Origin of the sequence: Candidatus Nanohalococcus occultus (assembly GCF_029207735.1) — an archaeon.
Classification (GTDB): domain Archaea; phylum Nanohalarchaeota; class Nanosalinia; order Nanosalinales; family Nanosalinaceae; genus Nanohalococcus; species Nanohalococcus occultus.
In genome coordinates this window covers 178,636-204,955 of sequence record NZ_CP104395.1, presented here as the reverse complement: position 1 = coordinate 204,955, position 26,320 = coordinate 178,636, and the positions used below count along the sequence as shown (strand labels likewise).

30 protein-coding genes and 3 tRNA genes are annotated in these 26,320 nt (G+C 47.7%); 15 read left to right on the top strand and 18 right to left on the bottom strand.

The annotated features are described in order from the left end of the window. Nucleotides 1-8: 8 nt before the first annotated feature. The 4 genes from truD to SVXnc_RS01145 all read right to left on the bottom strand — a co-directional run bounded on the left by truD (nt 9) and on the right by SVXnc_RS01145 (nt 3,733). Nucleotides 9-1,163, bottom strand: a complete 1,155-nt coding sequence (truD, locus tag SVXnc_RS01160) for a tRNA pseudouridine(13) synthase TruD (protein ID WP_347722131.1) — start codon at nt 1,161-1,163, stop codon at nt 9-11. Next, nucleotides 1,164-1,505, bottom strand: coding sequence for a peptidyl-tRNA hydrolase Pth2 (gene pth2 / locus SVXnc_RS01155; protein WP_347722130.1), 342 nt, complete (start codon nt 1,503-1,505; stop codon nt 1,164-1,166). Between the two features lie 128 nt (nt 1,506-1,633). Then, nucleotides 1,634-1,778 (bottom strand) — tRNA-Val (locus SVXnc_RS01150). 47 nt (nt 1,779-1,825) lie between these two features. Beyond that, nucleotides 1,826-3,733, bottom strand: a complete 1,908-nt coding sequence (locus SVXnc_RS01145; RefSeq protein ID WP_347722129.1) for an ATP-binding protein — start codon at nt 3,731-3,733, stop codon at nt 1,826-1,828. Between the two features lie 42 nt (nt 3,734-3,775). Here SVXnc_RS01145 and SVXnc_RS01140 point away from each other — a divergent pair, with 42 nt between their 5' ends. From SVXnc_RS01140 to SVXnc_RS01125, 4 genes are all read left to right on the top strand, one after another. Then, nucleotides 3,776-4,210: a hypothetical protein gene (locus SVXnc_RS01140; RefSeq protein WP_347722128.1), complete on the top strand. Its 435-nt coding sequence runs from the start codon at nt 3,776-3,778 to the stop codon at nt 4,208-4,210. A gap of 61 nt (nt 4,211-4,271) precedes the next feature. Further along, nucleotides 4,272-4,757: a nucleoside-diphosphate kinase gene (gene ndk, locus SVXnc_RS01135; protein WP_347722127.1), complete on the top strand. Its 486-nt coding sequence runs from the start codon at nt 4,272-4,274 to the stop codon at nt 4,755-4,757. Nucleotides 4,758-4,846: 89 nt separating this feature from the next. Then, nucleotides 4,847-5,152 (top strand): nucleoside triphosphate pyrophosphohydrolase family protein, encoded by a 306-nt coding sequence (locus tag SVXnc_RS01130; protein WP_347722126.1) that lies wholly within the window; start codon nt 4,847-4,849, stop codon nt 5,150-5,152. Further along, nucleotides 5,152-5,343, top strand: coding sequence for a PspC domain-containing protein (locus tag SVXnc_RS01125; RefSeq protein WP_347722125.1), 192 nt, complete (start codon nt 5,152-5,154; stop codon nt 5,341-5,343). The genes SVXnc_RS01130 and SVXnc_RS01125 overlap by 1 nt, the downstream gene beginning before the upstream one ends. Before the next feature lie 112 nt (nt 5,344-5,455). On the opposite strand, the gene pheT is transcribed toward SVXnc_RS01125, so the two are convergent. The 8 genes from pheT to SVXnc_RS01085 form a co-directional block, all read right to left on the bottom strand. After that, a complete protein-coding gene (pheT, locus tag SVXnc_RS01120; RefSeq protein WP_347722124.1) occupies nt 5,456-7,099 on the bottom strand; it encodes a phenylalanine--tRNA ligase subunit beta in 1,644 nt (547 codons plus the stop codon). A gap of 43 nt (nt 7,100-7,142) precedes the next feature. Further along, nucleotides 7,143-8,519, bottom strand: coding sequence for a phenylalanine--tRNA ligase subunit alpha (gene pheS / locus SVXnc_RS01115; protein WP_347722123.1), 1,377 nt, complete (start codon nt 8,517-8,519; stop codon nt 7,143-7,145). 33 nt (nt 8,520-8,552) lie between these two features. Further along, complete coding sequence (locus tag SVXnc_RS01110) at nt 8,553-9,362, bottom strand: stage II sporulation protein M (RefSeq protein WP_347722122.1); 810 nt, start codon at nt 9,360-9,362, stop codon at nt 8,553-8,555. A 40-nt stretch (nt 9,363-9,402) separates the two neighbouring features. Beyond that, nucleotides 9,403-10,563 (bottom strand): tryptophan--tRNA ligase, encoded by a 1,161-nt coding sequence (locus tag SVXnc_RS01105; RefSeq protein WP_347722121.1) that lies wholly within the window; start codon nt 10,561-10,563, stop codon nt 9,403-9,405. A 38-nt stretch (nt 10,564-10,601) separates the two neighbouring features. Then, entirely contained in the window at nt 10,602-11,381 is a 780-nt protein-coding gene (locus tag SVXnc_RS01100; protein WP_347722120.1) for a M14 family metallopeptidase, read from the bottom strand. A gap of 30 nt (nt 11,382-11,411) precedes the next feature. Then, nucleotides 11,412-12,332, bottom strand: coding sequence for a tetratricopeptide repeat protein (locus SVXnc_RS01095; protein WP_347722119.1), 921 nt, complete (start codon nt 12,330-12,332; stop codon nt 11,412-11,414). Next, complete coding sequence (locus SVXnc_RS01090) at nt 12,329-13,483, bottom strand: hypothetical protein (RefSeq protein ID WP_347722118.1); 1,155 nt, start codon at nt 13,481-13,483, stop codon at nt 12,329-12,331. The genes SVXnc_RS01095 and SVXnc_RS01090 overlap by 4 nt, the downstream gene beginning before the upstream one ends. Before the next feature lie 188 nt (nt 13,484-13,671). Continuing rightward, complete coding sequence (locus SVXnc_RS01085) at nt 13,672-14,835, bottom strand: phosphoglycerate kinase (RefSeq protein ID WP_347722117.1); 1,164 nt, start codon at nt 14,833-14,835, stop codon at nt 13,672-13,674. Nucleotides 14,836-14,910: 75 nt separating this feature from the next. Here SVXnc_RS01085 and glyS point away from each other — a divergent pair, with 75 nt between their 5' ends. After that, complete coding sequence (glyS, locus tag SVXnc_RS01080; RefSeq protein WP_347722116.1) at nt 14,911-16,611, top strand: glycine--tRNA ligase; 1,701 nt, start codon at nt 14,911-14,913, stop codon at nt 16,609-16,611. 33 nt (nt 16,612-16,644) lie between these two features. Here glyS and SVXnc_RS01075 read toward each other — a convergent pair whose 3' ends face one another. Then, entirely contained in the window at nt 16,645-17,058 is a 414-nt protein-coding gene (locus SVXnc_RS01075; RefSeq protein WP_347722115.1) for a DoxX family protein, read from the bottom strand. A gap of 124 nt (nt 17,059-17,182) precedes the next feature. Here SVXnc_RS01075 and SVXnc_RS01070 point away from each other — a divergent pair, with 124 nt between their 5' ends. The 3 genes from SVXnc_RS01070 to SVXnc_RS01060 are packed head-to-tail and all read left to right on the top strand — an operon-like array spanning nt 17,183 to nt 19,060. Next, nucleotides 17,183-18,130: a rhomboid family intramembrane serine protease gene (locus tag SVXnc_RS01070; protein WP_347722114.1), complete on the top strand. Its 948-nt coding sequence runs from the start codon at nt 17,183-17,185 to the stop codon at nt 18,128-18,130. Nucleotides 18,131-18,165: 35 nt separating this feature from the next. Then, a complete protein-coding gene (locus SVXnc_RS01065; RefSeq protein WP_347722113.1) occupies nt 18,166-18,633 on the top strand; it encodes a hypothetical protein in 468 nt (155 codons plus the stop codon). Nucleotides 18,634-18,664: 31 nt separating this feature from the next. Beyond that, nucleotides 18,665-19,060: a hypothetical protein gene (locus SVXnc_RS01060; RefSeq protein WP_347722112.1), complete on the top strand. Its 396-nt coding sequence runs from the start codon at nt 18,665-18,667 to the stop codon at nt 19,058-19,060. Here SVXnc_RS01060 and endA read toward each other — a convergent pair. Both endA and rnhB read right to left on the bottom strand, forming a co-directional pair. Next, nucleotides 19,057-19,596: a tRNA-intron lyase gene (endA, locus tag SVXnc_RS01055; RefSeq protein WP_347722111.1), complete on the bottom strand. Its 540-nt coding sequence runs from the start codon at nt 19,594-19,596 to the stop codon at nt 19,057-19,059. The genes SVXnc_RS01060 and endA overlap by 4 nt on opposite strands. A gap of 72 nt (nt 19,597-19,668) precedes the next feature. After that, nucleotides 19,669-20,331 (bottom strand): ribonuclease HII, encoded by a 663-nt coding sequence (gene rnhB / locus SVXnc_RS01050; RefSeq protein ID WP_347722110.1) that lies wholly within the window; start codon nt 20,329-20,331, stop codon nt 19,669-19,671. 65 nt (nt 20,332-20,396) lie between these two features. Here rnhB and SVXnc_RS01045 point away from each other — a divergent pair. After that, nucleotides 20,397-20,471, top strand: a tRNA-Met gene (locus SVXnc_RS01045). Nucleotide 20,472: 1 nt separating this feature from the next. Here SVXnc_RS01045 and SVXnc_RS01040 read toward each other — a convergent pair. Continuing rightward, entirely contained in the window at nt 20,473-21,024 is a 552-nt protein-coding gene (locus SVXnc_RS01040) for a hypothetical protein (RefSeq protein WP_347722109.1), read from the bottom strand. A gap of 153 nt (nt 21,025-21,177) precedes the next feature. On the opposite strand from SVXnc_RS01040, the gene SVXnc_RS05460 reads away from it, so the two are divergent. The 5 genes from SVXnc_RS05460 (at nt 21,178) to SVXnc_RS01020 (ending at nt 23,221) form a co-directional block, all read left to right on the top strand. Then, nucleotides 21,178-21,609 (top strand): metal-dependent hydrolase, encoded by a 432-nt coding sequence (locus SVXnc_RS05460; RefSeq protein ID WP_430827678.1) that lies wholly within the window; start codon nt 21,178-21,180, stop codon nt 21,607-21,609. Nucleotides 21,610-21,708: 99 nt separating this feature from the next. Then, nucleotides 21,709-22,068, top strand: a complete 360-nt coding sequence (locus tag SVXnc_RS01035; RefSeq protein ID WP_347722108.1) for a hydrogenase/urease maturation nickel metallochaperone HypA — start codon at nt 21,709-21,711, stop codon at nt 22,066-22,068. Between the two features lie 48 nt (nt 22,069-22,116). Beyond that, nucleotides 22,117-22,263 (top strand) — tRNA-Lys (locus SVXnc_RS01030). Nucleotides 22,264-22,267: 4 nt separating this feature from the next. Then, on the top strand, nt 22,268-22,744 hold the full coding sequence (locus SVXnc_RS01025) for a DUF456 domain-containing protein (RefSeq protein WP_347722107.1): 477 nt from the start codon (nt 22,268-22,270) through the stop codon (nt 22,742-22,744). Nucleotides 22,745-22,849: 105 nt separating this feature from the next. Further along, entirely contained in the window at nt 22,850-23,221 is a 372-nt protein-coding gene (locus tag SVXnc_RS01020; RefSeq protein WP_347722106.1) for a hypothetical protein, read from the top strand. Here the strand turns inward: SVXnc_RS01020 and SVXnc_RS01015 are convergent. Then, nucleotides 23,205-25,214: a diphthine--ammonia ligase gene (locus SVXnc_RS01015; protein WP_347722105.1), complete on the bottom strand. Its 2,010-nt coding sequence runs from the start codon at nt 25,212-25,214 to the stop codon at nt 23,205-23,207. The two genes, SVXnc_RS01020 and SVXnc_RS01015, sit on opposite strands and share 17 nt — an antisense overlap. A 55-nt stretch (nt 25,215-25,269) precedes the next feature. On the opposite strand from SVXnc_RS01015, the gene SVXnc_RS01010 reads away from it, so the two are divergent. Then, nucleotides 25,270-25,476 carry a hypothetical protein gene (locus SVXnc_RS01010; RefSeq protein ID WP_347722104.1) on the top strand — a complete coding sequence of 69 codons (207 nt, stop codon included), beginning with the start codon at nt 25,270-25,272 and terminating at the stop codon, nt 25,474-25,476. A 28-nt stretch (nt 25,477-25,504) separates the two neighbouring features. Here the strand turns inward: SVXnc_RS01010 and nucS are convergent, their stop codons facing one another. Continuing rightward, the gene (gene nucS, locus SVXnc_RS01005; protein WP_347722103.1) at nt 25,505-26,290 is read right to left on the bottom strand and encodes an endonuclease NucS; all 786 of its coding nucleotides are present in this window, start codon (nt 26,288-26,290) and stop codon (nt 25,505-25,507) included. Nucleotides 26,291-26,320 lie beyond the last annotated feature (30 nt).

The window sequence follows — 26,320 nt, the reverse complement described above, 5'->3', positions numbered from 1 at the left end:
AACTCCGTTCAGTTGTTCTTCATTATCTCACGGAGCATTACCGTGGCGTATGATCCTTTCGGAAGATCGAACTTGACGCGTTCCTTGTTCTTCGACATGTTCAGATCGTCTTCATCGGTTTCCAAGACACTGAACTTCCTGAAGTCTCCGAAAGCTCTTCGGTAACTACCTTCGCTTCTAAGCTCCGGCATCTCTTGAAGCCGGAAGTCCTCCTGAGATACTCCTTCCTGTTCGAGAACTTCTTTGATTATGTTTTCCGGCTTGTTGTCCTTCAGATCGGTTTTGTACCCTACCAGCGGGATTTCGTACTTTTCATCGTACCAGTCGTCTTCCAGAAGTTTGGAAAGCGCGCGGTTGAAAACCCATGACTGGTAGGCATGAATGAAAAGCTGCTGAAGTCCTTCAGGCAGTCTCTTGATCGCACCCTTGTAATCCTCCGGGTTCTTCGTCAGGTGGTAAAGAAGTGCTTTCTCGTACCGGTACTGTTTTGGGAACTTTTCGGCGGCGTCTTCTACCTGCCTTGTGTCCCAAAGCTCCTCTCTGACCTTCCGGATTGAAGAGTATTCTTGGTCGTAAGGTTTTGCGATATAAGTCCAGACAGCTTCTTCAAACTCTCCTTTCAGAATTAGCCGGCCGACCTGATGTGTTATAGGACGGGAGCTTCCGAAACGCTGCCGTCCAAAGTAATTCGGGAACTTACCGTCGAGATCCTCTACAATGCTCTCCGTTCTCCGCTTGATATCATCTTGCGGAAGGTTAAGATCTCTTATAGTTATTTCGAACCTGTTTGCCTCCAGGTTCCCTAGTCCTATGTATCCGTTTTTACCGACAACCTCGAGTTCGAACTCGTCGGTGAAGATCTGCCGAACGTCTTCCTCCGATACACCCTGAATTGAGATGTACTGTTCGGTTATAGCTCTCTTGTCCTTGTTGCCTGCGTAACCGATCCTGTCCTTCGAGATATGTAGCATGTTAGAAAGGGTATTGACCGCATCCATCGTAGTCATGTTCTGTTTGCGGAGCTGGACTATCAGGTGATCGCCGTCTTCGTCCAGCTCGTGGTTCGAAAGCTCTTGGACGACGAAGTCATCGACCTGTTCTTTAAGCTCTCCGCCAATACCCGGTTTTCCAGTGTAATACTCCCAGTCCATTTGTTCCATCATTCAGTTAATCAACTCCAGTTCTCCTGTAACAGTATCTATTTTTGCCTCCTCGGCAGGCCCAATTCCTACGGCCGTCAAAGTGTTCGGAGGCACTTCGGTCATTCCAGCGTCTCTCACGGCCGCGGCCGAAATATTGTTCTGTTTGGCCTTCCTTTCAAGGCTTTCAAGATCATCAGACTTCAAAGCAATCTTTTTCGCGCCTGCTGACTCCCATGCTTCGCTGATCGAGCTGTCAGTTCTCTTATAAGCCTTTAATGACGCATGACATGCCTGTGCTATCATTTTCCCAGTCGACATTTCAATATCCTCTCTCAGTACGATGGCTTGTTTGTAAGCAGTCATATATTGGAAGGTTTTGTAACTACGGCGTTTAAGTCTTGTATATAGACAACCCTGATCAAGTCTTAAGTACCTGTTGGTGACAACAAGATTCGCGGATTGATTGACTCCGGCAATCGCTGTCAAATACATGGGTTCACCCAGATTCGAACTGGGGATCTTCGCCTAGCCTGCCAACGATCAGGCTGCGATCCTCCGGATAGGTCGAAAACCTATCTCTCACATACCTGAAAATGGCTGTAAGGGCGACGTCATAACCAACTAGACCATGAACCCTACGATCATCAAAAATATTCCACGCAACACTTTAAAACCGACCCGGTTCAGAGCTGTTTGTTCAGTATAGGGTCATAAACTGAATCACCGCTCGAATAGTAAGGATAACGAAGCTTTCTAACCTTAGCGCCTTCAAGATGGTTTCTCGCTGTTTTCTCATCGATCTTGTAGTCTATAAGCTCCGGTTCTGTCGCATCACGTTCGACCAGATCGACGTCTAGAACCGATTCCTTCGGCTCAAATCGGTCTTCATGAACCAAGCCCTTCTCAACCAGACTTTCCTGGATGGAAGACATCTTGGTTAAGGTCATATCGATCTCGTTTACGATCTCGGATTTTTCCAAGCCGTTCCGTAGCTTTTCCAACACCTGTTTTTCCAGACCCGAAGGCTTCTTTCTCTCAGCTTTAACATCGCCTTCAACCCCGTCAACCAGGATTTCAACATCATCCGTTTCAAGATGGTAGAGAGGATAGTAGGCAATCGTGTAATCTCCGTCACGTTTCTGTCTGACCGTATCGATATCTTCCTGAGGCAGGTAACAGTCCACAGTGATTTTCTGCTCGTAGTCTTCAGCTGTCTGAGTTGTACCGCCGTGCTTCGAGTACCTCTGACGTACCTGTGTCATGACCGGATACTCGTTTCCTAGAACGAAACAGACTCCGGGCGGCAGAGATGTAATCATTGACTCGACCTCCGAAGTCACTCCTTCGAAAGACTTCGAGATTGCTTTAATGTCGTTAGGGTTCGATACACGTAGTATGAACTGCGTGTTACACTGTGATAAGACGTTTTTATCGATCCGGGCCGGTCGCTGAGACACAACTCCGATTCCAAGCCCGAACTTACGTCCCTCCGAGGCAATCTTACGTAAAATCTCGCTTGAAAGCGCCTTACCGAATCCCTGTTCAGGAGCGAAGTTATGAGCCTCCTCCATCAGCATGACAAACGGCGGAACCCTATCCCGCTTACGGAGATCGAAAAGTCTTTTCGCAAGCAAGTAAGCCGTCATCTCAGTTGCCTCAGGCTCAACAGCTTTCAAGTTGATTATAGTGGCTCTTCCCGGTTCAAGCAAGTCTTTGAGGTTCGTAGGAGTCTCGGAGAAAAGCCCGCTTTCCTCAATCTGTTCCATGGAGTTCAAGAGATTCCATTTAGCGGTCGAATCCTCCTGTGAGACCGCATCCATGATATCGTTTAATGTGTAGTCATCTCCTTTCTCTCTCAGCCGTTTCAAGGCGTTGTAGAGTACGCCCATCTGTGAGTTGGTTAGAGAATCCGGTATGACTTCGAGCAGCTCTTTTTTCTCCATGTTAACCGATGAGAAACGTAGAGGCATTGCCTCGCTGTTTACATCCGTGTTTGGGGAAAACTCTCTGACGTCGTATCCTTTTGCTCCTTCGCTTCGTTCAGGGTTCGGGATTTCAAGCGAAGAGTACTCGCCGTGAGGATCAAGTATAAGTATCGGAAACTCCTGTTCAAGCAGTTCCTCGGTTAGTACACCTGTTAAGTATGATTTACCTGCTCCTGTCTGTGCTAGGACCGCAAAGTGCTTGTAGAAATCGCTTTCATCCACGAAGATATCGATGTCAGGGTTGGTCTCTAGGTTTCCGATTCCCAGTCCTGCGTCCTCTAAACCAAGTGTTTCTGCGATCAGTTCCTGGTCGGCCTCGTATACTATAGAGTCTGGTTCGATGACCTGGCGCGGTGCTTTGGTCAGTCCTTTGTCTCTGTAGCCGATGATGTTGGCTTCTGCGAGGGTTTCCCCATCAGGTTTTTTGGTTACTTCTTCTACCTGTGCAAGTATCCAGCGTTCGTTGGATTTGACGGATACGAAGTCGAACTTTCCAACGTCTTCAACCGCTCTAAACTTGAATGCCGAGGTATCTACTTCTCCTTCTATGGTGCCTAACTGCATTCTATCTAGTAATTCATCAGGAAGCGTTCTTCTTAAGTCCACTGACACCGGGTTTAAAGAAACTCCACTACAACTCTGTTTTGTATGGAAGCATCGGAAAGTCTAAAGACCAGTTTAATTCTAGTGGCTCTATCAGTTCTAACCGCCGGATCATTCGCAGCAGCGCACAACGTGGTTACACCAGATGAACCTGTAAACGTTGGAATGGTAGAAGTCGAGACACGATGTGCCGGAGTCGACATTGGAGCCTGTATTGGGATCCAGCGCCAGACACATACTACATACAACTACGATAACTACACGGAGATCGAGGAAGGAACTCCTAACTACTACCGGAAGGTTGAATCCGAGTTAATGCTGAGAGCCACAAACACCTGTACGGAAGAGATGGACGGCATGGAATGGACTTCAGAGGTAAGCTACGAGAACAGAACCGCGGACGAATGGCTTGAAAACGAAAACATCCAGCTGCTTCCATGTGAGAAGACCTACTACCGAACTCTGAACGCAACCAGGTAAAGGCGGCTCGGGGTTAAAAATCTTCGTTGAGTAAACCGTTCATATAAGGTGTATTAATACTATGTCAGAACACGTTGAACGGACATTTGTCGCTCTGAAACCAGACGCAGTGAAAAGAGGGCTTGTAGGAAAGATCACAGCCCGTTTCGAGGAAGCAGGATTCAAGATCTGCGGAATGAAGATGGTTCAGGCAACAGACCAGCTACTTGAAAAACACTACAAAGAACACGTTGACAAGCCTTTCTACGATGGACTTGCCGAGTACATGAAGCAGGGACCGATTGTCGCAATCGTACTTGAAGGAGTTCACGCAGCAAAGAACCTTCGTAAGATCGTAGGAGAGACAGACGCAACAGAAGCACATCCTGCCACAGTCCGAGGACAGTTCGGACACATGAGCATGGAGCATGCGGATTCAGCCGGACGCCACTACAAGAACCTTGTACACGCATCCGAGCCGGAAGAAGCAGAACGCGAGATCGAGATCTGGTTCGACGAAGACGAGCTATACGATTACCAGACAGCTCAGGAAAACGAAGTACGTTAAAACTCACAGGGGCTTTAACCCCCCCCTTACCTCGTTTTCATTTATCTCCAACCATTTTCTAGTTAAAGTCTGAGATCAAAACGGTTTACATGGATTTCAACGATTACCAGAGTAAGACGGAAGAAACCGCAGTATACCCTGAAGACGAAGCCATCCATTATCTTGCGCTTGGATTAAACGGTGAGGCCGGGGAGGTAGCGGAAAGAGTCAAAAAATCGATAAGAGACGGCAACGACCTTGATCTGGAAAAGGAGCTTGGAGACGTTCTATGGTACCTGGCAAGACTGGCCGACGAGCTAGGTTTCGACCTAGACGATGTGGCAGAGACCAACCTCGATAAGTTATTCGATCGGAAGGAAAGAGGTAAAATACACGGAGACGGAGATAATAGATAATGAAACGGCTTTATCGATCGGAACACGATAAGATTCTCGGCGGAGTATGCGGAGGTATCGCAGAGTACTACGATCTCGATCCATCGCTTGTCAGAATCGTAACGGTTCTGATAGTTCTGGGAACCGGTGTGGGAATACTGCCTTACCTTATCGCCTGGCTGATAATTCCGAAGGAAAGCGAGGTCAGATAAAGAGCGAAGAATATCTGGGCGACGTCAGCACTCAAAGTAGAAAAACTCCCAGGGCATCATTCCCAAGGCGTTTTTTTGTCCCGCAGGGTTCATCACCCATCGCCCAGATGCTTCAAATATTTTCCATCATTCTTTCCAGATCCAGTTCGAAGCCTGCGACTTCATTTTCCAGACCCCAGTTTTCCACGACCTGATCATGTAACTCGCCGATGATACCTATCCTCTCACCTTTGACCAGTATGTCTCCTGCCCTACCCTGTCTGAAACAGCCCTTCTCAGCTGACTTTACCTCAAGCTCTAGACCTAGCTCTCTTTCCAGGACCTGTAAGACTGCTTTAACGTCTGTATAATCCGCCACCTCTCCAGCGTGGACGTACGCTAGTTTACGTCTGTTCGATACACCTGTATCTGAGTCATCGAGGACCGCTGTATCCGATGCTTCGAATATTTTCTGAGGATAGCTACGATGCCTGTTGCTCTCAAGAACCTGCATCATCGATGGCAGCATCCAGTTGCGGACAACAGAATAATCTTTCGTCAATGCGTTGTTCATCCGAGCGACTTTTTCCTTCTCGATGTTCATGTTCTCGAAGAGTTTCTCATCGCTTGAAAGCGCGAAACTGTGGGCTTCAAGAGCGCCAGTACCCTGAATGATCTCTCTTACAGTGTCAGTCAGTTTTTCGATGGCTTCTTGGCCTCCTATCTGATCGATTTCCGGCATCTCCGGTTCGATCTCCCTGTAACCGTGCGCGATTACAACGTCTTCTATCAGGTCATACTGATGCATCACATCGTTCCTGTAACATGGAACCTCTACTTCGATCACACCTTCACTCAGTTCGGCACCGTACTTCATCATCTCAAGTCGGTGTACGATCTCCTCGCCCGTAAGATCCAGACCCGAGATCTTCTTGAAGTACTCGACATCCAGCTCCCGGGACTCAGAACCCAGGTCTGGCATAATCTCGCCGTCGACTTCAACAGATTCAATGTCTCCGCCTCTCTCACTTAAAGCAGTAACTAGGATATTAAGCACTTTCCTGACAGCTTTCCTGTCTTTCCCGGTTACATCAACGAAGACGTCGGTTGTACTTGGCTGAACCTCTGTAAGCTGGTTGTTGATTATAGGCGGGAAGGAAAGAACTTTCTCATTCGCATCCACGATTATCGGATACTTTTCAGCGTCTTCAAGGATCCAAGAGTACTCTTTGCCTTTCTCGTGTACTTCAAGGATATCTTCCAGATGTAGCGGCTTATCGTGTTCCAGTGGAGTGAAATCGACGGATTCAGGCTCTACTGTTTTGTAAGTGAAAGGCGCTTGAAGCTCCGATAGATCGTGGAGACCGATCGCGATCTTATCACGTCTTCTGCCCATTGTTTCGTGTAGTTTTTCCTGTAGCTGGATCAGTCCGTTGATCTTTTTCTCTGTTAACTCGAGATCTCTGATGACCGCTCCACCAATGTACGGTCGGACATCTTCAACCGAGCTATCGACTTCTAGACTGATCTCGTGTTCTTTCGCTTCGTACTCCTCTTTCCCTGTGTATACTTCGAAAAAGCCTCTGTAAGCTCTTGCGAGACCTTCCACGCTCAAGAGATCGGGCCGGTTTGGATATACTTCCACGTCCCATTTAGGGCCTTCTAAATGGTTCCAGTGTGCGCCCAGGTTCGATGCTTTTTCCTTTAATTCGTTCTCGGACACTGATCGTCCGATTAACTGTTCAAACTCTCTTTTATCTATCTCTATGTGACTCATCTTCCTCTTGCCTCCAAGTGGTTGTCAAGAAAACCTGTTTTCATCATTTATTTTCCGGCCTCCATTTCGGTGTTTGCTCCAGTAGCTTGATGTCGTTCCTGTAAAGCTCTCTGATATCTTCCAGCTCCGCTGAACGCATCGCGATTCTTCCGATTCCAAGCCCCCAGGCCAGAACCGTTGCCTCGAAGCCTAACATTGGCTTGACTACCTCCGGTCGGAACATTCCTGCGCCCCCAAGACCTATCCATTCTTCCTCGGCCTCGTCGAATACCTGTACCTCTACCCCCATTTCAGTGTACGGATAGTAGGAAGGAATCAACCGGAACTCCTCGAAGCCCATACGTTCAAAGAACTCGGAGATGTAGGCTTTCAGATTCCGGAAGTTCAGATCCTCGCCTACCACGATACCATCGGTCTGGTAGAACTCGGCTAAATGGTGCCTGTCAACTGTTTCGTTCCTGAAGACTCTTGAAAGATCGAAGTACTTTGCCGGTAGGTCCTCTTTTTCCAGCTCGTTCAGTTTTCTCGCCGAAACCGCGGTTGTATGCGTTCTTAGTACGTTTTTTTCTGCTTCTTCCATCGACCAGTCGTATCCCCAGCCGGTGCTTCCTGTTGTCCAGCCGTTTTCGTGCGTATTTTTCACGTTCTCGACGCTGGCTCCGTAACCGGATAGATCCGAACTCTCCGGTGTTTCCATGAAGAAAGTATCCTGCATCTCACGGGCCGGGTGATCCTGCGGAGTGTAGAGAGCATCGAAACACAGGAAGCTAGGTACTACGAACTCTCCTGTCATCTCCTTGAAACCCATCTCGAGCCAGGTCTGACGTGCCTGGTCCATTATGTGTTTGTAAAAATGTCTTTTACCTGTCCGCGGAGTTTTTACATCTGCCTCGACGTCGAATTCCTGTTCTATATCATCAAGATCGAGTTCCTCGAGTTTTTCGGTTGGAATCAGCTTTTTCTCAACCAGAATATTGGTTTCGATCAATCCTCTGTCCTCCAGTTCTTCATCGAAGTTCTCGGAGTTAAGCTTTCTGCTCGCACCGTCCTCTGCGTTTTCTCCGTCTTCAGTCAGGTATACTTCGCCTTCCCGTATGTCGATCCAGTTTTTCTGTTTTCCTTTGCCTATTGCGAGGTCCGGGTTCTCGATATCGGCTATAGCTACCGGCTGGTTTTCCCTGAGTTTTTCAACCAGTCTGTACTCAGGTGAGCCGTTTTCCGCTACGTTTTTCCCTGACTCGGTTATTTTCTGTACTATCTCCTCTTCTTCCTCGAGTTCGATCAATTCTTTTTCTTCAAGTTCGAGGATGGCTCTGTTAACCATTGACTGATCGAAGCCCAGCTCCTCCAGCTCTGATACTGTTATTGGACCCGACTTCAGCTCTTCAATTACCTGTTTTGCTTGAGCGGATAGTTTCACATCCATTGGTTCATCAGCACAGATTTATTACTTTCAACGCATCCAGAACGATAGACCTATAACCGAGACAAAGCCTGCGAAGAAAACCGTTACGTCCCCCATTTCGAGTGCTGCCCCGGTTACAACCATGGCAATCCCTGTGAAAAACAGTTTTGTCAGATCCTCCCATGTATCACGGTCAAAATGTCTTCTGTAGACTGCTGCGGACATCATAGTCCCAAGTATACCTGCTACGATGAAACCGCCCATCTCGAAGGCAGCATGCGGAACGTAAGCCAGCGGAGTCGGCACCATTCCATCACCGGTTAAAACCTCTAAATCCGAAAGCTCGCTGGTTAAAACACCCAGGAAAACCCCGAGTACTGACGCATTCCAGGAAAGTATGAATGCTCCTGCCGATCCTATAAGCGCTGAAACCGCAAATATGAAGCTGAAAACAGTCATATTATTTACAAGTATAGATACAAAGCTCGGGCCGCCCGTAGCATACCCTGTGACTCCAAACTCAACCAGTCTAAGCTCGAAGACCGATACCTGCATCCCGAACAGCGATGGATCGATCAAGGACGCAGCATAGAAACCTATTACCTGTCCTGCGAACAAAGCGCTGTAAATCATTATCTCCGGGCTGTGAGCCTCTTTTTCCCGTTCGTCTTTGAGGAAGACATCTACAAGAGGGAAGACCATCGGGATTGCGGCAAACATTACCGCTGCGAACGCCGATTTACCGGGGAAAAGAACCTGGGCTAGTTTTATACCTACCAGAGCTGACACTAATCCAAGAGAAAACAGTAGAGGATAATTCTTTTGTTTTTCCTCTCTCAGGATCAACTCCGGTAGCATAAAGATATTTCAGCCGTCGGTGGTTTAAACCGTTTTTGAGCTATTTTCCAGGCTCTAGATCGATCTTTTTATCCCACATTTCTTGGGCTAGATCCCCATCGTACATCATCTGCTGAACCAGCTCATCGGCATTTTCCTTCCGTTCCTGGTGTGCGCCGATGAACTCCTGTAGCTCTTCGATCAGAATCTCCTTTATCTCGCCTGTCAGCATCTCCCCGGAAGAGTACTCTCTTGCGATCTTCTCCAACTGTTCATCATCTTCTAACAGCAGGTTGTGAAGCCACTGATAGGATACATCTACCGATAAGTCCGCACCCTTTTCTCTGTGTTCTTCAAGCGTGGTTCCGCCGCCTGAGAAAGCATTCTGCTTTACCTTTTTCTCGATCTCTTCCGGCGAGTCATCGAGCATGATAGCTGTTTTAGGCTTCGATGAACTCATCTTCCCGTCAGGACCTGTAAGGGCCGGTATGAACTTTGAGTGGATCGCAGCGGTCTTGTAGTAACCTAGTTTCTCTGCGATATCTCTCTGTATTCTCCAGTACGGATCCTGATCGATAGCTGCCGGTATCAAACATCTCTTGTTCTCGAAAAAGGTCGGCATACACTGGATGGCCGGCCAGAAGTTCATTCCTATGTTTGTAGATCCTTCAAAGCCGAATACGGCGCTTGCCGTCGAGTTGTTGATCTTGCCTGCGACCTTGACAACTCCATCGTACATGTTACCCATGTATTCGCGGTTCCGGAAGATGAAGGTCTTGTCCGGATCGAAGCCGACCGCTGCGATCTCTCTGATGTTTTGTTTTGCGTTTTTATCGATCTCTTCGAAGCTCATGTCCCTGTCCCAGTGTTTCTCATCGTCGGTTACCTGGATGTAGACGTTGACATCGAAGGCTTTCTGCAGCCACTTGGTGAAGTAAAAGGATATTACGTGGCCGATATGCATCTTTCCGCTGGGTCCGATACCGGTGTATAGGAAAAAGTCCTCTCCTTCCTCATAATCTTCCAGTATCTTATCCATGTCTCTGTGGGAGTATATGAAGTCTCTGCGGAGGTAGAGGTGATCTTCTCCCGCTGCCTCAATTATTTTTTCTCTGATCTCATCGTCGATTCTTTCCGTTCCGAATTTCTCGATCAGCTCGTTGTAGTTAACGTTTCCCTCTACATCCCACGGAGTTACTTCATACTCTTCTTTGTCAGTCATGGAAACCAGTTCCTCACTTATTCTTGAATAAGCTCCGGTCAATCCTGTAGCTCCGAGGCTTTACCGAGTTTCCGGGCCTTGTGACCAAGTATCAGCTCGTAGCCGTTGGTTGACATCAAGACAGGGTAGAAACCTTCCGTCGAGGTCAGCTGGGTCGTACCGTGTTCTGCGAAAACCTCTCCAGGCTCAACTTTCTCGAAGTTCGTTGCCTTAAACTCCCAGTCGCCGCCGCTTACGGTCTCGTACTTTTCAACGATCAGAGGATCCGTCTTCTCGTAGTCAGCATCGATTATGCCTTCAGCCGCCAGAAAGTTGATCAAGACTTCGTAAGCCTGTTTTTCAGCAGTTTCCGTTCCCTGCGGTCCGACTTCCACGACCGATCCAGATATAACACTGTTGAGAGATCCTGATCCTTCCGGAAAATAACATGCTTTCTTCATTCCTGCCGAGGAGACTACATCAAGCGTCCGGTCATCCATCCCTCCGAAAGCCGCATACGGAGTTGGCTGGGAGCGAGTGGAGTGAATATCTAAGATCTTCAAGCCTTCCAGCTCATCTACTATCTTTGCTGCAAGTCTTTCCTCATGTTTTTCACTTTCCGGATCCCCTGGGAAGCTGCGGTTTAGGTCCGCTTCAAGAAATCTCTTGTTCTGTTCAAGCGCTTTTTCGTTTGCGATGAGGAACTTGATCGGTTTCTGGACCTCGTACTCGCTGTCCAGGAATTTTTCTATCGCTTTCTTTCCACAGGGTTCATCCCCGTGTATGGAGCCTACTACAGCCAGCTCCGGGTCTCCTACTCCTACTTTTCTTGTCTTCATTAATACCAATGAATTTGAGGTAAGGAGTTTTTAATCCTTCAAGAGTTGTTCTCTGAGAAGTTCAAGAGCTTCCTCGTAATGGGTTAAAGCCTCTTTCTTATCGAGTTTTGAGTGATAGATATCCAGTACATCACCGTAGCTGCTGGCCAGAAGATCGGTTTTCTCAATAAACCTGTTCTGTGAGAATACAATGGCTTTCTCTACGATCTCTGGATCTTCTATAACCTGCTGTGAGCCTCTGCCGAGCGAATCAACGACCTTGATCGATTCTGCGGACTCGAGCAGGTCTGAGTACTCTGCCTCGAACCTGCGGTAGCCATAGCAGTGGTAAGGCGATTCCTGGCTGACCTCCTCCGAACCTGCGAAAACAACCAGCGTCGATTCCAGATCAATCTCCTCGAGCAGGTGAACTAACAGGCTTACCGAGAACCCGTTGTCGATGAAACCGCCCCAGAGACTGTCGTAATGAGTCATAACGACCTGACTTGGATCATCGGTGTTTCCAACCAGGATATTCCGGCTCTTTCCCGAGCGCCACTGAACTTCCAGCTCTCCGGAGACCTCTTCGGCCTCAAGTACCTCGCTGACATCACTTGGTGCGATGGCAACAACCGGCGCCTCATAGAAGGTTGTGACAGATATGCCGTCTGCGTGAGGGTTGAAGCTGATCGCCGGCGAGCTTACCTCTCCTTGTCCGTTGTGAACCGAGTTAACCAGGTTTTTCGAGTTGATCTCTCCGGATTTGAACCCTCCGGGAAGACACTCGATTTTCTCACCGTCCACATGTAGCTCCGAGTTTTTGAACTCCGGATAGACCACATCGTACTCTTGGACCACCAGTTCCTCGGAGATATTCTCTTTGATCAATTCTGCGGCTTTTCTCTCGGTTCCTCCTCTCCTGGGCGCCAGATCCGCCAGCTTGGAAGCTGTCTCAACCACTTTATCTTTCATTTTCCGTATACCTCATGGACCACGTTTCTCATCGTTCCCTCAAATGAGTTTTCGCCAAGTTCATAAGGATCGAGTTTGTGTTTTACAACCACAGAGGGCTGGGCGTTCAAAACCATCGCTTCCGTGCCTATGCTTGAAGACGAGCCGTAACGAGTTTGATTGAGTTCCTCGATCGCCGTTGCCGGAACCTCTTCACTGTACTTGCCGTCTGCTGAGGCATCGATGAACGGGAACTTCAGTCCCTGATCTTCGAACCTAGCGACAAACTCATCGGTAGCCGAGGTCTTGAACTTCTCGTTTTCCAGACCTTTCAGCATGTATCCGACGTCCGGATGAGCCGCGATAGGGAAGACAAGTTTCTCATAGCTCTCCTGTGGCGGCAAGATTGCCTGATCAGATAATTCTTCCGGATCAAGCTCTAGAGGACGACTGTCATCGAAGGAGCTGTAAGTATCGGTTTCCGGTTCGTGTCCCAGACCGATTAGCTTACCGTCATCGTACTCAAAGCCCACGAACTCCGGTCTTTGACCCTCATCTATCATCTCGGAAAGCATTCTCTGCTGTAAAGTTGTGAAGTCTCCTCTAGAGTTTACGATGCCGTTTGATCTCGAGTCATGTAAGTCTCTAAGGTTCTCAATTTCCGGATCCATCCCGAACAGTTCCTCGACGGTTTGAGATTCCTTAACGCGGGTTTGATGAGAGCCGATGCCGTATCCATCGTTTATATCCGCAAGCGTTGTTCCATGTGTTCCTGTCGGCGTGATAGCTGCTGGGAGAGCGTAGCCTCTTTTCTCCGCGTTCCGGCCGTACATCTTATCTGTCAGAGGCACGCCTAAAACTTCGAATGAGTCGATTTCCCCGGCTTCAGTTAACGCAGATCCAACGCTGTTGCCTACAGCCGTTAGTCCGATCTGCTCTACCGTGTCCGTCGGCAGCTGTCTCGGTATTAGGAACGTCATGTCCTCGTCCTGTGTTATACCGGATTCTTCCATGCCGCAACTAAGCCAGTCGGCATCGACGTCGCTCAGACCCAGACTGTCGAAGTATTCGTCTATCATCTGCTCCTTTTGCTGTCTCGAGGATTCTTTTCGCTGCTCGAGTAGCTCGTCGACTCCCTCCATCATCTTCTGTTCACCGGTTTTCCATGGCATAGCGTTGTCGTGGTAGTTATGTTAGTCTTGATAGCAATCACCTGTTCGAAGAAGTTCGCGTAAAATTACGAACCCTTAGAACCAGTAAAAGTAGCTCCAGCTAAGGCTAAAGTCAAATGCGGCCTTTGAAACAAGGTTCTGGAGCATAGAATAATAATGCGGCGAGGGCGTTAAAAACTTATCGCCGCCTACCTCAGGGCTTCTACAGCCGCTAGCTTCTCCCCGCTCATGAAACGGACGAATGCTCCGCCGGCAATCGAGACGTGGGAAAATTCTTCAAGGTCGTGATCGAACCTCTGGACGAGAGAAGATGTGTGTCCGCCGCCAAGAACCGTAAACCCTTTGTTTTCCGCTATCGCTTCGACCACGGTTTTTGTACCGGAAGGATGGTCTTCGAATGCGCCCATTGGCCCTTTCATCAGCACAGAGTTCGATTCACGTATTTTTTCCGCAAATTTTTCCTCTGTTTTCTCACCGATATCCCAGATCATCGCGTCCTCAGGTACCTCTCCTACTTCCTGATTTCCGTCAGCCGTCCTAACATCTTCCGGGAGAACGAATTTCTCTCCGTGTTCGTCTAGAAGCGTCTCTAGCTCGTCTTTTGAGCCATCTAAGCCCTGTTGTTCAAGCCACTGTTTTTTCTCACCCAACGAGTTTCCTTCTATCACCAGGGCTAGTTCGCCGGGAACGCCCCCCAGGAGAACTTTTTGAACGTCTTCTATCATTTTCTCAAGCATGCCGATAATATCAGAGGGTTTTTCTCCTCCAAGTACGAGCGTCGGAGAATCTAGCTCGTCACGTATTTTCCGGCAGCTTTCCAGTTCGCGTTCCATAACCAGGCCGGCATAGTCATCGAGATGAGAGTTGAACCCGACAAGCGAGGCGTGGGAACGGTGTGCGGCGGAAAACGCATCGTTTACGTAGATATCGAAGTATTTTTCCGCGTTTTTCACGAAGTAATCGTTGGCGTGTCGTTCGGCCGGAAGGTTCTGTAGCTCTTCGGAAAGCAACCGGATGTTTTCAAGCAGTTTGACGTCCCCTTCCTGCATTGATGCGACTGCTTCGCCCAGTTCGGAGCCGAAAAAGCTTTTTACAAGCTCCACGTCTCTACCGAGTTCGTCTGAAAGTATTTTTGCGTGATCTTCGAGCGAAAGAAAGTCCGAACGCGATGGCCGGCCTTGGTGTGCGATGATAAGTGTTTTCCCTCCTTTCTGGCTTATTTCTTCGATGGTTTCGAGGTATCTTTCGAACCTGACTGTTTTCTGAGGTTCTCCATCTTCTATGGGAAGGTTTAGATCTGTTCTGAGAAGTATGTTTTTCGATTCCAGTTCGGTGTCGGAAAGACCGCGCATAATGTTACGATGTATTACGGTAGAATTTGAAGGCACGGGTTGAGCTTTTAAGATTCGAGCCGAGGCACTTATTGTATGAATTCAGAACTGAGGCAGCTTATCAAGAGAAGAGGTTTTTACTTCCTTTCACAGGAAAGTTACGGAGGATCGGCCGGTTTCTACACTTACGGGCCGGAAGGAGCCTCGCTCAAGGCGAACATCGAAGACGCCTGGAGAAGACAGTTCAAACAGAAGGAAAGCAACATGGAGATCGATTCCCCGACGATCATGAAGGAAGCAGTCTTCGATGCCTCAGGACACACAGAAACCTTCGACGACATGATAATAGAGTGTGGAAAGTGCGGCGAACAGCACCGAGCCGATCACCTAGTCGAGGACAACACAGAGATCGATGAGGCAGAAGCATTTGCTGCCGAAAAGATCGAAGAGATAATTGAAGACGAAAACATCCAGTGTCCGAGCTGTGGAGCCTCGCTTTCAGGTATTAAGGTCAATGACTTTAACCTGATGTTCGAGACCAGTATCGGCCCTGGAGACGCGGAAAGAGGTTTTCTGCGCCCGGAGACCGCTCAGGGAATCTTCGTGGAGTTCCCAAGATTGAAGGAGTACGCGCGCAACGACTTCCCGTTCGGCGTGGTTCAGATCGGCCGTTCATACAGAAACGAGATCTCACCACGTGGCGGTTTAAGCAGGGTAAGAGAGTTTACACAGGCAGAGTTAGAGAACTTCATTCTACCAGGACAGGATCCCGACATATCGGACGTTGAAGACGTAGAGCTAAGGCTTTACTCACGGAAGCTACAGGACGAAGGAGCAGAACCCGCCGAGATGACGGTAAAAGAGTCGCTGGAAAAAGACGTGGTCGCCAGCGAGTGGGTTGCCTATTATCTAGGTGTCGCACAGAGATGGTACGAGCGTATCGGCGTTGATCCCGAGCGTTTAAGGTTCAGACAACATCAGGAAGATGAGCTATCCCATTATGCGAGCGATTGTTGGGACGCCGAGACCGATGTAGGTCATGAGGAAAAAGACTGGCTCGAAATAACAGGCTTCGCTTTCAGAGGCTGTCATGACGTAAAACAACACCATAACCACAGTAATGAAGACTACAGAGTTTTCAGAGAGTACGATGAGCCTAAAGAGATCGAAGTCAAAGACATCAGCCCTGATATGAGCTACTTCGGTCCGGAGTTCGGAGATCAGGCCGGAAAAGTGATAGAGAAACTCGAAGAGCTGGTTGAAGACAGTCCAGAAGTCTTCGAGCAAGAAACTATAGAGATCGAGGTCAGCGGGGAAGAAATCGAGGTTCCAAGCGAGAAGGCGGGTTTCAGCCAGAGAACTGAGGAAAAGGACGGCGAGAAAGTCTTCCCTCAGGTGGTAGAACCTTCCTTCGGTGTCGATAGAATCTTTTACTCGATCCTCGTCCATAGTTTCGAGCAGGACGAAGTTGATGGAGAGGAAAGAAACGTCTTGAGGCTCGAAAGAGAGGTTGCTCCCGTAGAGGTCGCAGTGATGCCTTTGATGGATAAAGACGGACTAGGTGAGAAAGCTGAGGAGATAAGAGATGAGCTACAGGAGGCCGGTTTCAGAGTTGATTACGATGATTCAGGTTCGATCGGCCGACGTTACCGTCGTCAAGACGAGGTTGGAACTCCTTACTGTGTCACAGTTGATTATGAGACCCTTGAGGACGAGGATGTAACCTTACGGGATCGGGATTCAACGGAACAACAGCGTGTGGAGATCGGTTCGCTGGCAGAAAAACTTGGAGAATAAAAAATATAAAGAAAAAAAAGGGAGAAGAGGTTTTTAGAGCAAGCTAAGCTCTAGTAGAACCGTTCCGAACTCTCCTGAAGCTACCAGTCCGCCGAACAGTAGTAGTCCGCCGAGAAGACCGATGTTTTTCAGGAAGTGAACCATCTGGTTCTGTTTTTCCTCGCCTTCCATACTCCAGAAGTCATGGAATAGAACCGTGGTCGCTGCTACGAATACGGTTAGCGCACCCCAGCTAACTGCCGGAGCTGCTCCTGTGACCATTCCAAGTCCTGCGAAGAGCAATAGTCCCCCCGCAAGATAGTTGAGTGCTTCTGGTGCCGGCAGGCCTTTGGATTCAATCCATCCTGCCATCTGCTGTGAACTCATGAAGTGGTTGATGCCTGTGAATGCGAAATATCCTCCCATCAAGGCTCTTCCTGCCATGAGCAGTAGTTGTTCGTAAGCCATGTTATCTAGTATATACTTCTTATTCGGCTGTTTTGAATCTACCGCGAGCTAGAAAACCGTTTCTTTGAGAAGAGTACAGTCGAGAACACTCAGTTTGATAAAGAACGTGAGCCAGTGGCTGTTTATGGCCAACTGTTCGAAATGCGGCAAACAGGAGATGACGTTTAAGTGCCGCTACTGCGAACAGAAGTTCTGTACAGAACACAGGCTACCGGAGAACCATGACTGCGAGGGTCTTAACGAAGCTAAGACTAAGAGCGGGTCGGAGGACAAATGGTTCGTGGAAAAAGACACAACCACGCGTTCATCGAGACCTAGAAAGCCTTCAATAGCTAAAGACCTCAAGAGAACTATCACAAACAACGCCACGATGGCTATAATCGCATTTACAGTAGTATCATTTTTCCTACAGCTGATACCTGGCTACACACAGTTTTTGAATCTTTCACCGGCTTTAACCCAGTCCGCTGTGGAAGCGACAAACCAGGCGGCGATACAGGCAGGTTACAGCCCGGTTCTGGACAGCACAGTTCTTGGAAAACCTTGGAGCATGTTCACCGTCATGATAACACACAACGGGATGTTCCATATTTTCGCGAACATGGTAACATTTTACTTTTTCGGCACCGTCCTAGAGAGAAAGATCGGAAGTACGGACCTAACAAAGTTTTACATCGTTTCCGGATTCATAGCGAGCATAGGATACATTGTTTTCAGAAACCTAATGTTTTACGCTCACGGCCCTCTCATGAATAGTTTTCCAACTCTGAGTCCGGCCGTTGGAGCTTCAGGCGCAGTTGTAGCGGTTTTCGCAGCGGTCGCGGTTCTCTATCCTGATGCCGAAGTTTTACTGTACTTTTTCATACCGATGAAGATCAAGAACGCGCTGTATATCTTTACCGGATTCGAGGCATTGAATCTTACAACCAATCTGATGGGTATGCCGCTGCCTGTAATCGGGAATTTTGCTTCCTCGGCGCACCTGACAGGGCTACTCTGTGGAGTATACTTCGGCAGAAAGCTCCGAGACAAGTATAGGTCGAAACCCGGCGTTTTAGAACTGTTTGGCTGATAGATATATCAACGCTGAAACACCTATAACAGTTTATGGGGTTCGAGGGAGAGACTGTCGTAATTTCAAATGGACAAGAAGTCTACATCTGGCGTCCTGAGAGATCACAGTCCAACTACAGGGCGACTGAGAGAGCCAAATCATTCATAGAACCGGTTTCCCAGGAAAACTCTTTCAGACTAACAGTAGATGAGTACGCCTCCCGCCAGGAAAACAGGATATGGGTGGATCCCAGAGGTCTTAGCCAGAAAGTTGAGGAAGGATGCGTTGCCAGACTCAGAAACAAGATACCTGCAATCCTACATTCAAGCTGCGGAAGCATAGAGACCGTTCTAGAGTTCAAGTACCGCTTAACCCGGCCCGGAACCGTCAACGCAATTGTATGTAGTAAAAACTACTGTGAGAATCGGAAATCACTGGTAGACGAGACCGTGAAGGTAGATTACATCGGAGAACTGATCGAAAAACAAGTAGATGCGAAGAAAAACCCTCTAAAGCCGTAAAGCTTTTTAAAACCGGCTGATAAGAACACCTATGTCGATTGACGACCCTACAATGTTTAACTTCGCAGGAGGGCAGAATGTAATCTCTGCATACGTAGATAACTCACAGCCACAGGAAGATTACACCGCGCCTACGTTGAGATTAAATGAAGCTACTTGCCAATATGACGCAGACATGTATGGTGTAGGGACCGTTATGGAGGATCGGGATCCTGGTTTCAATATCAACGTCGAGACTCATGAAAAGATCTCAAGTGCTGGAATCGGAAAGTTCAGAGCCATAATGGAAAGCGATCTGGATTCACACCGCAGTTACGAGGGAGATACCGTTCACGTCAGAGTTTTACCAGATAACTTCCATGACACCGATTTTAGCGGTATGAAAAACATTGAGGAAAACGATGATTTCGACATAGACTTACGTTAGAGACTAGTGTGTTCGACCTCGTAGTAAGTAACGCCTTCCTCGGAGTCGACTACTCCCCAAAGCATTGATGCGCGGATGTTCTGGGCGAGACGGACTGCTCGGGACATTTCCTGGAAGCTCATCGTATGGTTCTCAGGTACGGCATGTACCACGTACTTGGTGTGCTGGCTCTGCTGTTTTTTCCCGCCAGTGTAGGGATTGACTCCGCGTTCGTAGACCCGGAAATGCGAGCCGAACTTGAAACCGCTTTTCACGATCAGTCCCCGCTCCCGTAGATCACTGTAGACCGGATACTTGTAACCGAACTCTTCGTCAATCGCCTCGAACTCATCGTAAAGCTCATCTCTAGACAGTTCATCGCCGTTTTTCTCTATTACAATTTCCTCGCGGTCAACCAAGTGCATTGCCTCACTTGGAGAAAGATGTAGATCCCCGTTCTCCAGAAACTTACCGTAGTAATAGTCTTCATGGATTTGTTCGGCCTGATCCTCGTCGAATACCTTGACTCCTGAGCTGTAGAGTTTTCCTTCGAACATATTCTTCAGTTCAACACCAGAACCTTATTTAGCTGCGGATCCGGCAACCGCACCGGTCCAAAACAGAAAGCCTCAGAAATCTCCGAGACCGCTCTGATCTACCTCTTTGATTATCTTATCGGCCGTACTCCAGGACCGACGGGTTTCAGGCGGCAGCTCTCCGTTCTCCTCCAAAAAGTCTTTCAAAAACTCTCTGGTAGGCTTATCATGCGGATAACCGGATTTAAAGTCGTATCCATACTTTTTGTGTAGCTCCTCGATGTGAGTTTCCCTAGCAGACTTAGCGATAATCGATGCCGCGGAAACAATCGGGTACTCATCGTCCGCACCGTGTTCAGCCACGAACTCCCGGCTTCCATACTTTTCCGGCAGCTCTGCTTTCAGCTTGTTGACAAAACGCTCAGCGTTCGGCTCCGGCAGATCCAAAACCACTTTATCAGCATCAGACTGTTTGATAACCTCTATAAATCCCTTGATCTCGATTTCGTTGAGAGTCATGACTTCTCGAAGCTCATCGATCTGATCGGCTGTGATCTCCTTCAGGAACGGCTCGCCGAACTCACGTAGCTCATCCGCCAGTCTCTCACGTTTTTTATCGCTAAGCTTCTTCGAGTCCTTTACTCCGAGATTTTCCAACTCTTCTAGCTTCGACTGGTCGATTTTAAACCCTCCTATGAACATCGAGCCGATTACCGGTCCTCGTCCTGCTTCATCAATTCCTAGAATAGTCGGCATCAGTAAGCAAAAAATCCGAGTCCAGTGTTTAAAAGATTCCACTACTGGTACTGTTCATAGACGGAAGCGGGGTGGAGCAGCCAGGAGTGCTCGTCGGGCTCATAACCCGGAGGTCCGTGGTTCAAATCCATGCCCCGCTATTCACTTAACCTTCCGCTTGTTCTCGACCACATCAAGGAGCCTGCTAAATGAAGAGAGTTCGGAAACTGTAAGATAAAAGGAATCATCGCAGTTAGGTCCGGTAATATGGGCGCAAATACCAAGATCAGCCAAGAGAGCTTTTATTTCCCCAAGCGCAGATCGATTCATCAATTTAATTCGCAGTCTGTCGTTAGACTCATCGTGATAGCCTTCATCTCTTATGAAAGCCCTAATCCACTGAAACTTCACCTCTTTCGAAGCTTTAAACAGCTCCTCAGGCAACTCAAAAGATTTAGAGCCAAAAGTACCGAATCGATCCTCAAGTTCCTTAACAACCCTGAGAGACCTCACCATAATTCTATCTTGATATACCGAACCCTTTACACCAAATTTCGAGTTTAAATCCTCTCTAAACTCTCTAATATTGCGATCATCATAATTTGTGTATACAACCTCTGCTCTTCTGTTCCTGTCCGGCTCAGACGACTCATATTTTGAGATATTACCATCTCCGCAAATTCTAGCATGTATTCTAGCTAAACTTGAGTCCATACCTTAATTAACCCAATTTTTTAACTTAAAATCTTATTTGATTGAGAAAACACGTTTTTCCAATAGGCTCTCTTGTCGTATGAACTCTCCTTTTTGAGAAGTAAGGAACACAGCACAGATTTCTGTTTGAAGCCGAAGAAGTTAACATGTCTTGTGATAGCGCTGTCTCATCTGATTTTCGGCTTGGCTGTCGGAAAAATCCTGGATCTCCGGATCGGAACCGTGATGATCTTCTCAGTTTTGCCGGATATAGATCGCATTTTCACTTTTGCCTACCCGATAGTCCGGAACGGCTTCACTCACTCGGTTCTGGTTGGACTTGGGCTTGGAGTTATCGCCTATGTTATTTCGGAGCGGAGTTCAACGGCCAAAAGTGCTTTGACAGGTCATTTATCTCATCTTAGTCTGGACTTACTGTGTTTCAGAGGCATAGCTGTACTTTATCCAGCAACAGGGTTTTATTCAGTCGGCGTTTTCTCTGAAACATCCTTCTTAGGTAATTTAAGTGTTCTTTCAGTTTCTTTGATACTGATTGTCTTTGAAAGCTACACAGAGGTTTTAGATTGGATTAAAAAGTTCTCGTGAACAGTCCTGACCGGTTCGGAAAAGTTCAGTAACTTAAATAAAGGCGGAGTTTCCACCGATTAATGTAGTGGGAGAGGGAGAGATAATGAGGTATAGACAGTGCAAAAAGAAAAAGTCGGCAACGTATTAATCAATGTAATGCAGGATCTCTCCAGGATCTCTACGAACGATTATGCTAGGATTAGACTTAACTCTAATCTCTGTGAACCTCAAACCTTCCAGACGCTTTTCGAGTACTTTTCACGCGGAACAATTCTAGAACACGTACACCTGGATGTCGAATCGATGGAATCCCAGTTAAACTGTAGCTGCGGAAACCAGCAGGTTGTCAAGGAAGATCACCCCGGATACATGAACTGTCCTGAATGCGGTCGTTTCGCAGAGGTCAAAGACGATTCCTACCAGATGGTGAAGCCTGATCCGGAGATAGTCGGTCAAAGAAACAGCATCCGTTTCTAGCCAATGTTCGTACTTAAAATCCTTTCGTATCATTAACTGTAATACAGCGGGCCGGTAGCTCAGTCTGGCAGAGCGCTTGGCTCTTAACTGGTTATGCTCGGTTAACACGCAATAACCCATTCTTCGAATGGCTTTCAGTTAACCAAGCACAGTAGAGTTACCAAGTGGTCGCGGGTTCAAATCCCGTCTGGCCCATTCAATGGAACCTGTCACCATCGCGGTTATCGTGCTTCTTATAGCAGGAGTAGTTGGAAGCATAGTGCCGATGGCTCCAGGCGCCCTGTTCTCGATAATCGGAGTTTTACTCTACATGTATGAATCAAAGGAAGTAAGTTTGCTTTTCAGTGTTTTCGGTCTTTTAACAGGCTTGTTTGCTCTTTTAACCGACTGGTTTGCCGGTTCGATCGCTGCGAAAGCAGGAGGTGCTTCGAACACAACCAGTTTAATGGCAGGGATCGCAGGCGTTTTCGGCTTTATCTTCCTTGGAGGCCCTATAGGCCTAGCTATAGCGGTAGCAGCCACAGTTTTTCTCAGAGAGTATCTTATCCACGGCGATTCCAATAGAAGTTTGAAGGCCAGTGCTTACTCGACTTTAGGAGTTCTAGGATCGGCTTTAATCCAAGCAATGCTTACAGCTTCGATTCTGGTTGCTTTTTTACTTACAATACTGATTTAGATGGAGAAAAACGGACAGCTTTCAATGTATTTTTTATCCAATTTTTCGGTAATACGATAGAGTTTACTAACAAAACTAGTATATCTAGGAAACAAAGACGAGTATATGAGCATAATCGGATCTATTCTAAACCCGTATGAACTCGAACTCGATGGCGTTTACACTGCCGATGAGGAGTTTTTAAACAAGTTCCATGACGGACTAACCGAGTTCGCCGAGGAAAACTCTTACCAGCTGGAAAATGAGGTCTACGGCGACACCATAAGATGGAACCTGGAGAAAACAAAGTTACATTACGGCCTGTCCCCTGAAATAGCAGGAAACCGGCTTTCAGCCAGTCTCGACATCGATGAAATGTATGACAGCATTAAATTTGAGAACGAAAGCTTTAGAGCAAGTTTCAATCATATGAGTTCGAAAAGATTTCCTTCTTCCGACATGAAAGAGCTGAAAAGAAGTATTAGAGACCAGTTATAGACTTCGGGAAGTTTTTGACCCTTGTTTCATACTCTCCTCCTTCACCGGCCGCGTTAAACCCATATTCCCGTGATAGATCTATCAGCTCCTCTACGTTTTCTTCATCGATTACAGTTCCAATCCAGTTTTCCTCAAGTCCGCGGGCCGCGACATGGGTTATCTGTACTCCGAAGCCCTCTCTTACAAGCCAACGCATGTAGTTTTCCTGATTTTCCTGCCAGAGCGGAGCAAATACCTTTAATCCGAGACGTTCAGCGACTTTCTCAACCCGATCACGCTGGTAAGTTGAAGCTATCGCACCTGCGATCACGCCTTCCACGTCGTACTGTTCTATAGCTTTTCCAAGAGCTTTTTCGAGATCCTGTAGTTCTTTTTCCTTTTCCCCATCGGTTTGCTGAACAAGGAGCGGCGAACCAGTTATCTCCGACTGTCTTTCCATTTCTTCGGAGGTTTTACGGGCGTCAAACATGTAGCTTTCCTTGTTACCGCTTGAAAGATTTACAAGACAGCTAATCTCATTATTTCGTCTGGCTGCCCTGTAAAGCGCTGCGTTCGAATCCTTTCCACCGGAGGTCAGCGCGGCAAGCCGATTGTTTTCCTTCGAACGAAAGCTGTTGAGATATCCCTGTTTGTGATCGAATCCTTTGTTTTTAGCGAGCCGGGAGATTGCCTTGTCAAAATTGCTGCCGTACTGGGCCGCAGTCTTGCCTCGCCATGCGACCTCTTCCGGCACACCGAGTTTTTCAGCTGCCAGCCTAACAACGTATTTCCTGTACTCGTCTTTTACCTTAAACCCCTCTGGAAGCGTTAATGCGTGTTCTATAAGCTCGTGGTCAAGGAAAGGTGCGCGAAGCTCGTATCCGTTCCTGAAAGACACGACGTTGTCCCTGTAAAGATCGTTTTCGAACAAGGAACGAAGTCCGGAGAGACACTCTTTGTTGAGATATCCCTGGTGTCGGTGGTAGCCAGCATAGAGCTGTTCGGAGCCAAGACCAGTCATAACCACTTTTTCATCTCCGCACGTTGAAGATCCTGGATCTTCTGCGGCTCCAGAAACTCCGTAAGAGTTTCGTCGTAAGGCCAGGTGGAAAGGAAGTGCGACGCCGCTTTTCACCACCGAAGTGCTTGAAATCCAGTCTGTTATCTTCGGCAGCTCAGTTTCTACCTCCTCCAGTGAAGCCTCATAGCTTTCTAACTCAAGATCCATCTCTTCGGCGACTTTCTTAGCCCATTCCATGTCTCTAGGGGCGTTTACGTTACCGTGCTGTATTCCTGAAGTGTAGCAGGTAAATTCAACGTCCAGTTCCTGTAGAGCGGCCGCGACCATAGTCGAATCCACTCCGCCTGAGAAAAGCAGCGCCAGATCTGTATCCGGAACCCGCTTTTCCACTGCTTCAACGAAAAGTTCTTTGACCTCCTCTGCGGCCTCCTCGAGTTCCTTGGATTCGTCTACATCGATCTCGAAGAACTCTCGGTTCTCAAAACAGACTTCCCCGGTTTCCAAGTTATATTTCAGTATTCTGCGCGGATGAAGCTCTCTGGGCTTGAAATCCTCCTTTTCCAAGGCTTGCTTTTCCGAGGCGAAAACAAAGTCTTCGCCAGTTTCAGCGTACCAGATAGGGTTCATACCGAGCTTGTCTCTGGCCAGAATCAGTTCGCCGTCTTTGAAGTATGCGAATGCGTATATGCCATCAAGTTCTTCTAAAGCAGATACTCCTTTTTTCTCTAGTAGTTTCAACAATGTTTGAGCATCATTTTCTGTTTCCCAGCCGTATTTTTCGTTTAAATCCTTCCAGTTGTATATTTCGCAGTTAGCTGATATTATGCCGTCTTCTCTCAGCGGTTGTTCGACTTCTCCGACTATAGAGTGAAGTACGTGTGCGAGTGAGAACTCTCCGTACTCTTTTACCTTACAGGAGCTACCTCTGTGCTTTAAGTGTTCAACAGTGTTTTCTACAGCCTGTTTGTTTTTCGCTCCTGCTATGCCACACATGTAATCGGAGTCCGGTTGAAAGCTTATCAGGGTTGAACCGTAGTAAGTCTATGTGATGGATATGTTAGAGCAGTTGAAGAACGCGGTTGAAAGCTACGGCGAAGTAATGGTTAGAACAGATTCCGGAGAGGAACGAGAGCTACACAAGCACAACTCCGATTTCCACGAAGATAAAGGCGTAATCGAAGTTGACGCCGATGATAAGATTCACTGGCTTGTAGCTGAGAAAGTAGAACGTTACTACATCCACAAGGACTTCTAAAACCGTTTTTCCTTTTTTCTTTAATTTTTTAGGTCTCGTAACTTGGATCGAAATCGCTCAGACCTTTCTGACTCTGATTGAGCGACTCATAAGACGCAATAACATCCTCCATCTCGACCTCGACGAACTCAAGTCCACGATCCTCTAGATAGTCAAGTATCTTGTCCGTCATCTTCGGAGCCAGGAGAATTCCACGTATCTTCCCGCTGAACTCCTCTTCGATCTCATCAACGTACCGCTGGAGCTGCAAGACCGTGTTGTAATCAGGGTTTCTCTTGACCTCTATCACAACATATTTGTCCTCAGTGTCTCTGGCAAAGACATCTATGAAACCTGCCGGCGTTTCCTTTTCCCTCTCAACCACTTTCAAGCCGTCTTCGACAATCTCAGGTTCTTCCTCGACAGCCTCATGTATATCTACTTCGTGTCCACGGATCTTCAGCTCGGATTTATCGACTAACTGGTCGACAGTCACTAAGTCGATGCGTTCGAACCTTATCTCCACTAGCTCCTCCGGAGAAGTTCTTTTACTCTCCATTACCAGTTCTTCGTTTTCCTCATCGATTTGGACATTCCAGCGATCGACTTCCGGCTGCCAGTTTTTCGGCTGATAGTTTTCCGGTCCGTGAACCAGTAGCGCCGAATCCTGCTTTTTGATGACAATTCTTTCACCGCGATCAAGCTTTGATTTAGCTCTTCCTCGGTAGTTAACCGAGCATAGGCCGTTTATCTGTAAGGTGTACTTTCTCGAGGCGTACTCTTCGATTATTTGTTTGGTTTCCTCGAACTCCGGGTTTTGAACAATTCTTTCCATGGAGTTGTGATCAGCCGTGACTTATTTCTA

Bases quoted from the DNA above. Each gene is read 5' to 3' on its own strand.
- SVXnc_RS01075 (WP_347722115.1), bottom strand. From the start codon at position 17,058: ATGGCTTACGAACAACTACTGCTCATGGCAGGAAGAGCCTTGATGGGA.
- truD (WP_347722131.1), bottom strand. From the start codon at position 1,163: ATGATGGAACAAATGGACTGGGAGTATTACACTGGAAAACCGGGTATT.
- SVXnc_RS01125 (WP_347722125.1), top strand. From the start codon at position 5,152: ATGAAACGGCTTTATCGATCGGAACACGATAAGATTCTCGGCGGAGTA.
- SVXnc_RS01095 (WP_347722119.1), bottom strand. From the start codon at position 12,332: ATGAAAGATAAAGTGGTTGAGACAGCTTCCAAGCTGGCGGATCTGGCG.
- SVXnc_RS01020 (WP_347722106.1), top strand. From the start codon at position 22,850: ATGAGCATAATCGGATCTATTCTAAACCCGTATGAACTCGAACTCGAT.
- SVXnc_RS01105 (WP_347722121.1), bottom strand. From the start codon at position 10,563: ATGACTGACAAAGAAGAGTATGAAGTAACTCCGTGGGATGTAGAGGGA.
- SVXnc_RS01065 (WP_347722113.1), top strand. From the start codon at position 18,166: ATGGGGTTCGAGGGAGAGACTGTCGTAATTTCAAATGGACAAGAAGTC.
- SVXnc_RS01040 (WP_347722109.1), bottom strand. From the start codon at position 21,024: ATGGACTCAAGTTTAGCTAGAATACATGCTAGAATTTGCGGAGATGGT.
- SVXnc_RS01060 (WP_347722112.1), top strand. From the start codon at position 18,665: ATGTCGATTGACGACCCTACAATGTTTAACTTCGCAGGAGGGCAGAAT.
- ndk (WP_347722127.1), top strand. From the start codon at position 4,272: ATGTCAGAACACGTTGAACGGACATTTGTCGCTCTGAAACCAGACGCA.
- SVXnc_RS01090 (WP_347722118.1), bottom strand. From the start codon at position 13,483: ATGCCATGGAAAACCGGTGAACAGAAGATGATGGAGGGAGTCGACGAG.
- SVXnc_RS01085 (WP_347722117.1), bottom strand. From the start codon at position 14,835: ATGCGCGGTCTTTCCGACACCGAACTGGAATCGAAAAACATACTTCTC.
- pth2 (WP_347722130.1), bottom strand. From the start codon at position 1,505: ATGACTGCTTACAAACAAGCCATCGTACTGAGAGAGGATATTGAAATG.
- SVXnc_RS01110 (WP_347722122.1), bottom strand. From the start codon at position 9,362: ATGCTACCGGAGTTGATCCTGAGAGAGGAAAAACAAAAGAATTATCCT.
- SVXnc_RS01015 (WP_347722105.1), bottom strand. From the start codon at position 25,214: ATGTGTGGCATAGCAGGAGCGAAAAACAAACAGGCTGTAGAAAACACT.
- SVXnc_RS01140 (WP_347722128.1), top strand. From the start codon at position 3,776: ATGGAAGCATCGGAAAGTCTAAAGACCAGTTTAATTCTAGTGGCTCTA.
- endA (WP_347722111.1), bottom strand. From the start codon at position 19,596: ATGTTCGAAGGAAAACTCTACAGCTCAGGAGTCAAGGTATTCGACGAG.
- nucS (WP_347722103.1), bottom strand. From the start codon at position 26,290: ATGGAAAGAATTGTTCAAAACCCGGAGTTCGAGGAAACCAAACAAATA.
- SVXnc_RS01025 (WP_347722107.1), top strand. From the start codon at position 22,268: ATGGAACCTGTCACCATCGCGGTTATCGTGCTTCTTATAGCAGGAGTA.
- SVXnc_RS01010 (WP_347722104.1), top strand. From the start codon at position 25,270: ATGGATATGTTAGAGCAGTTGAAGAACGCGGTTGAAAGCTACGGCGAA.
- SVXnc_RS01070 (WP_347722114.1), top strand. From the start codon at position 17,183: ATGGCCAACTGTTCGAAATGCGGCAAACAGGAGATGACGTTTAAGTGC.
- SVXnc_RS01130 (WP_347722126.1), top strand. From the start codon at position 4,847: ATGGATTTCAACGATTACCAGAGTAAGACGGAAGAAACCGCAGTATAC.
- SVXnc_RS01100 (WP_347722120.1), bottom strand. From the start codon at position 11,381: ATGAAGACAAGAAAAGTAGGAGTAGGAGACCCGGAGCTGGCTGTAGTA.
- glyS (WP_347722116.1), top strand. From the start codon at position 14,911: ATGAATTCAGAACTGAGGCAGCTTATCAAGAGAAGAGGTTTTTACTTC.
- pheT (WP_347722124.1), bottom strand. From the start codon at position 7,099: ATGAGTCACATAGAGATAGATAAAAGAGAGTTTGAACAGTTAATCGGA.
- rnhB (WP_347722110.1), bottom strand. From the start codon at position 20,331: ATGCCGACTATTCTAGGAATTGATGAAGCAGGACGAGGACCGGTAATC.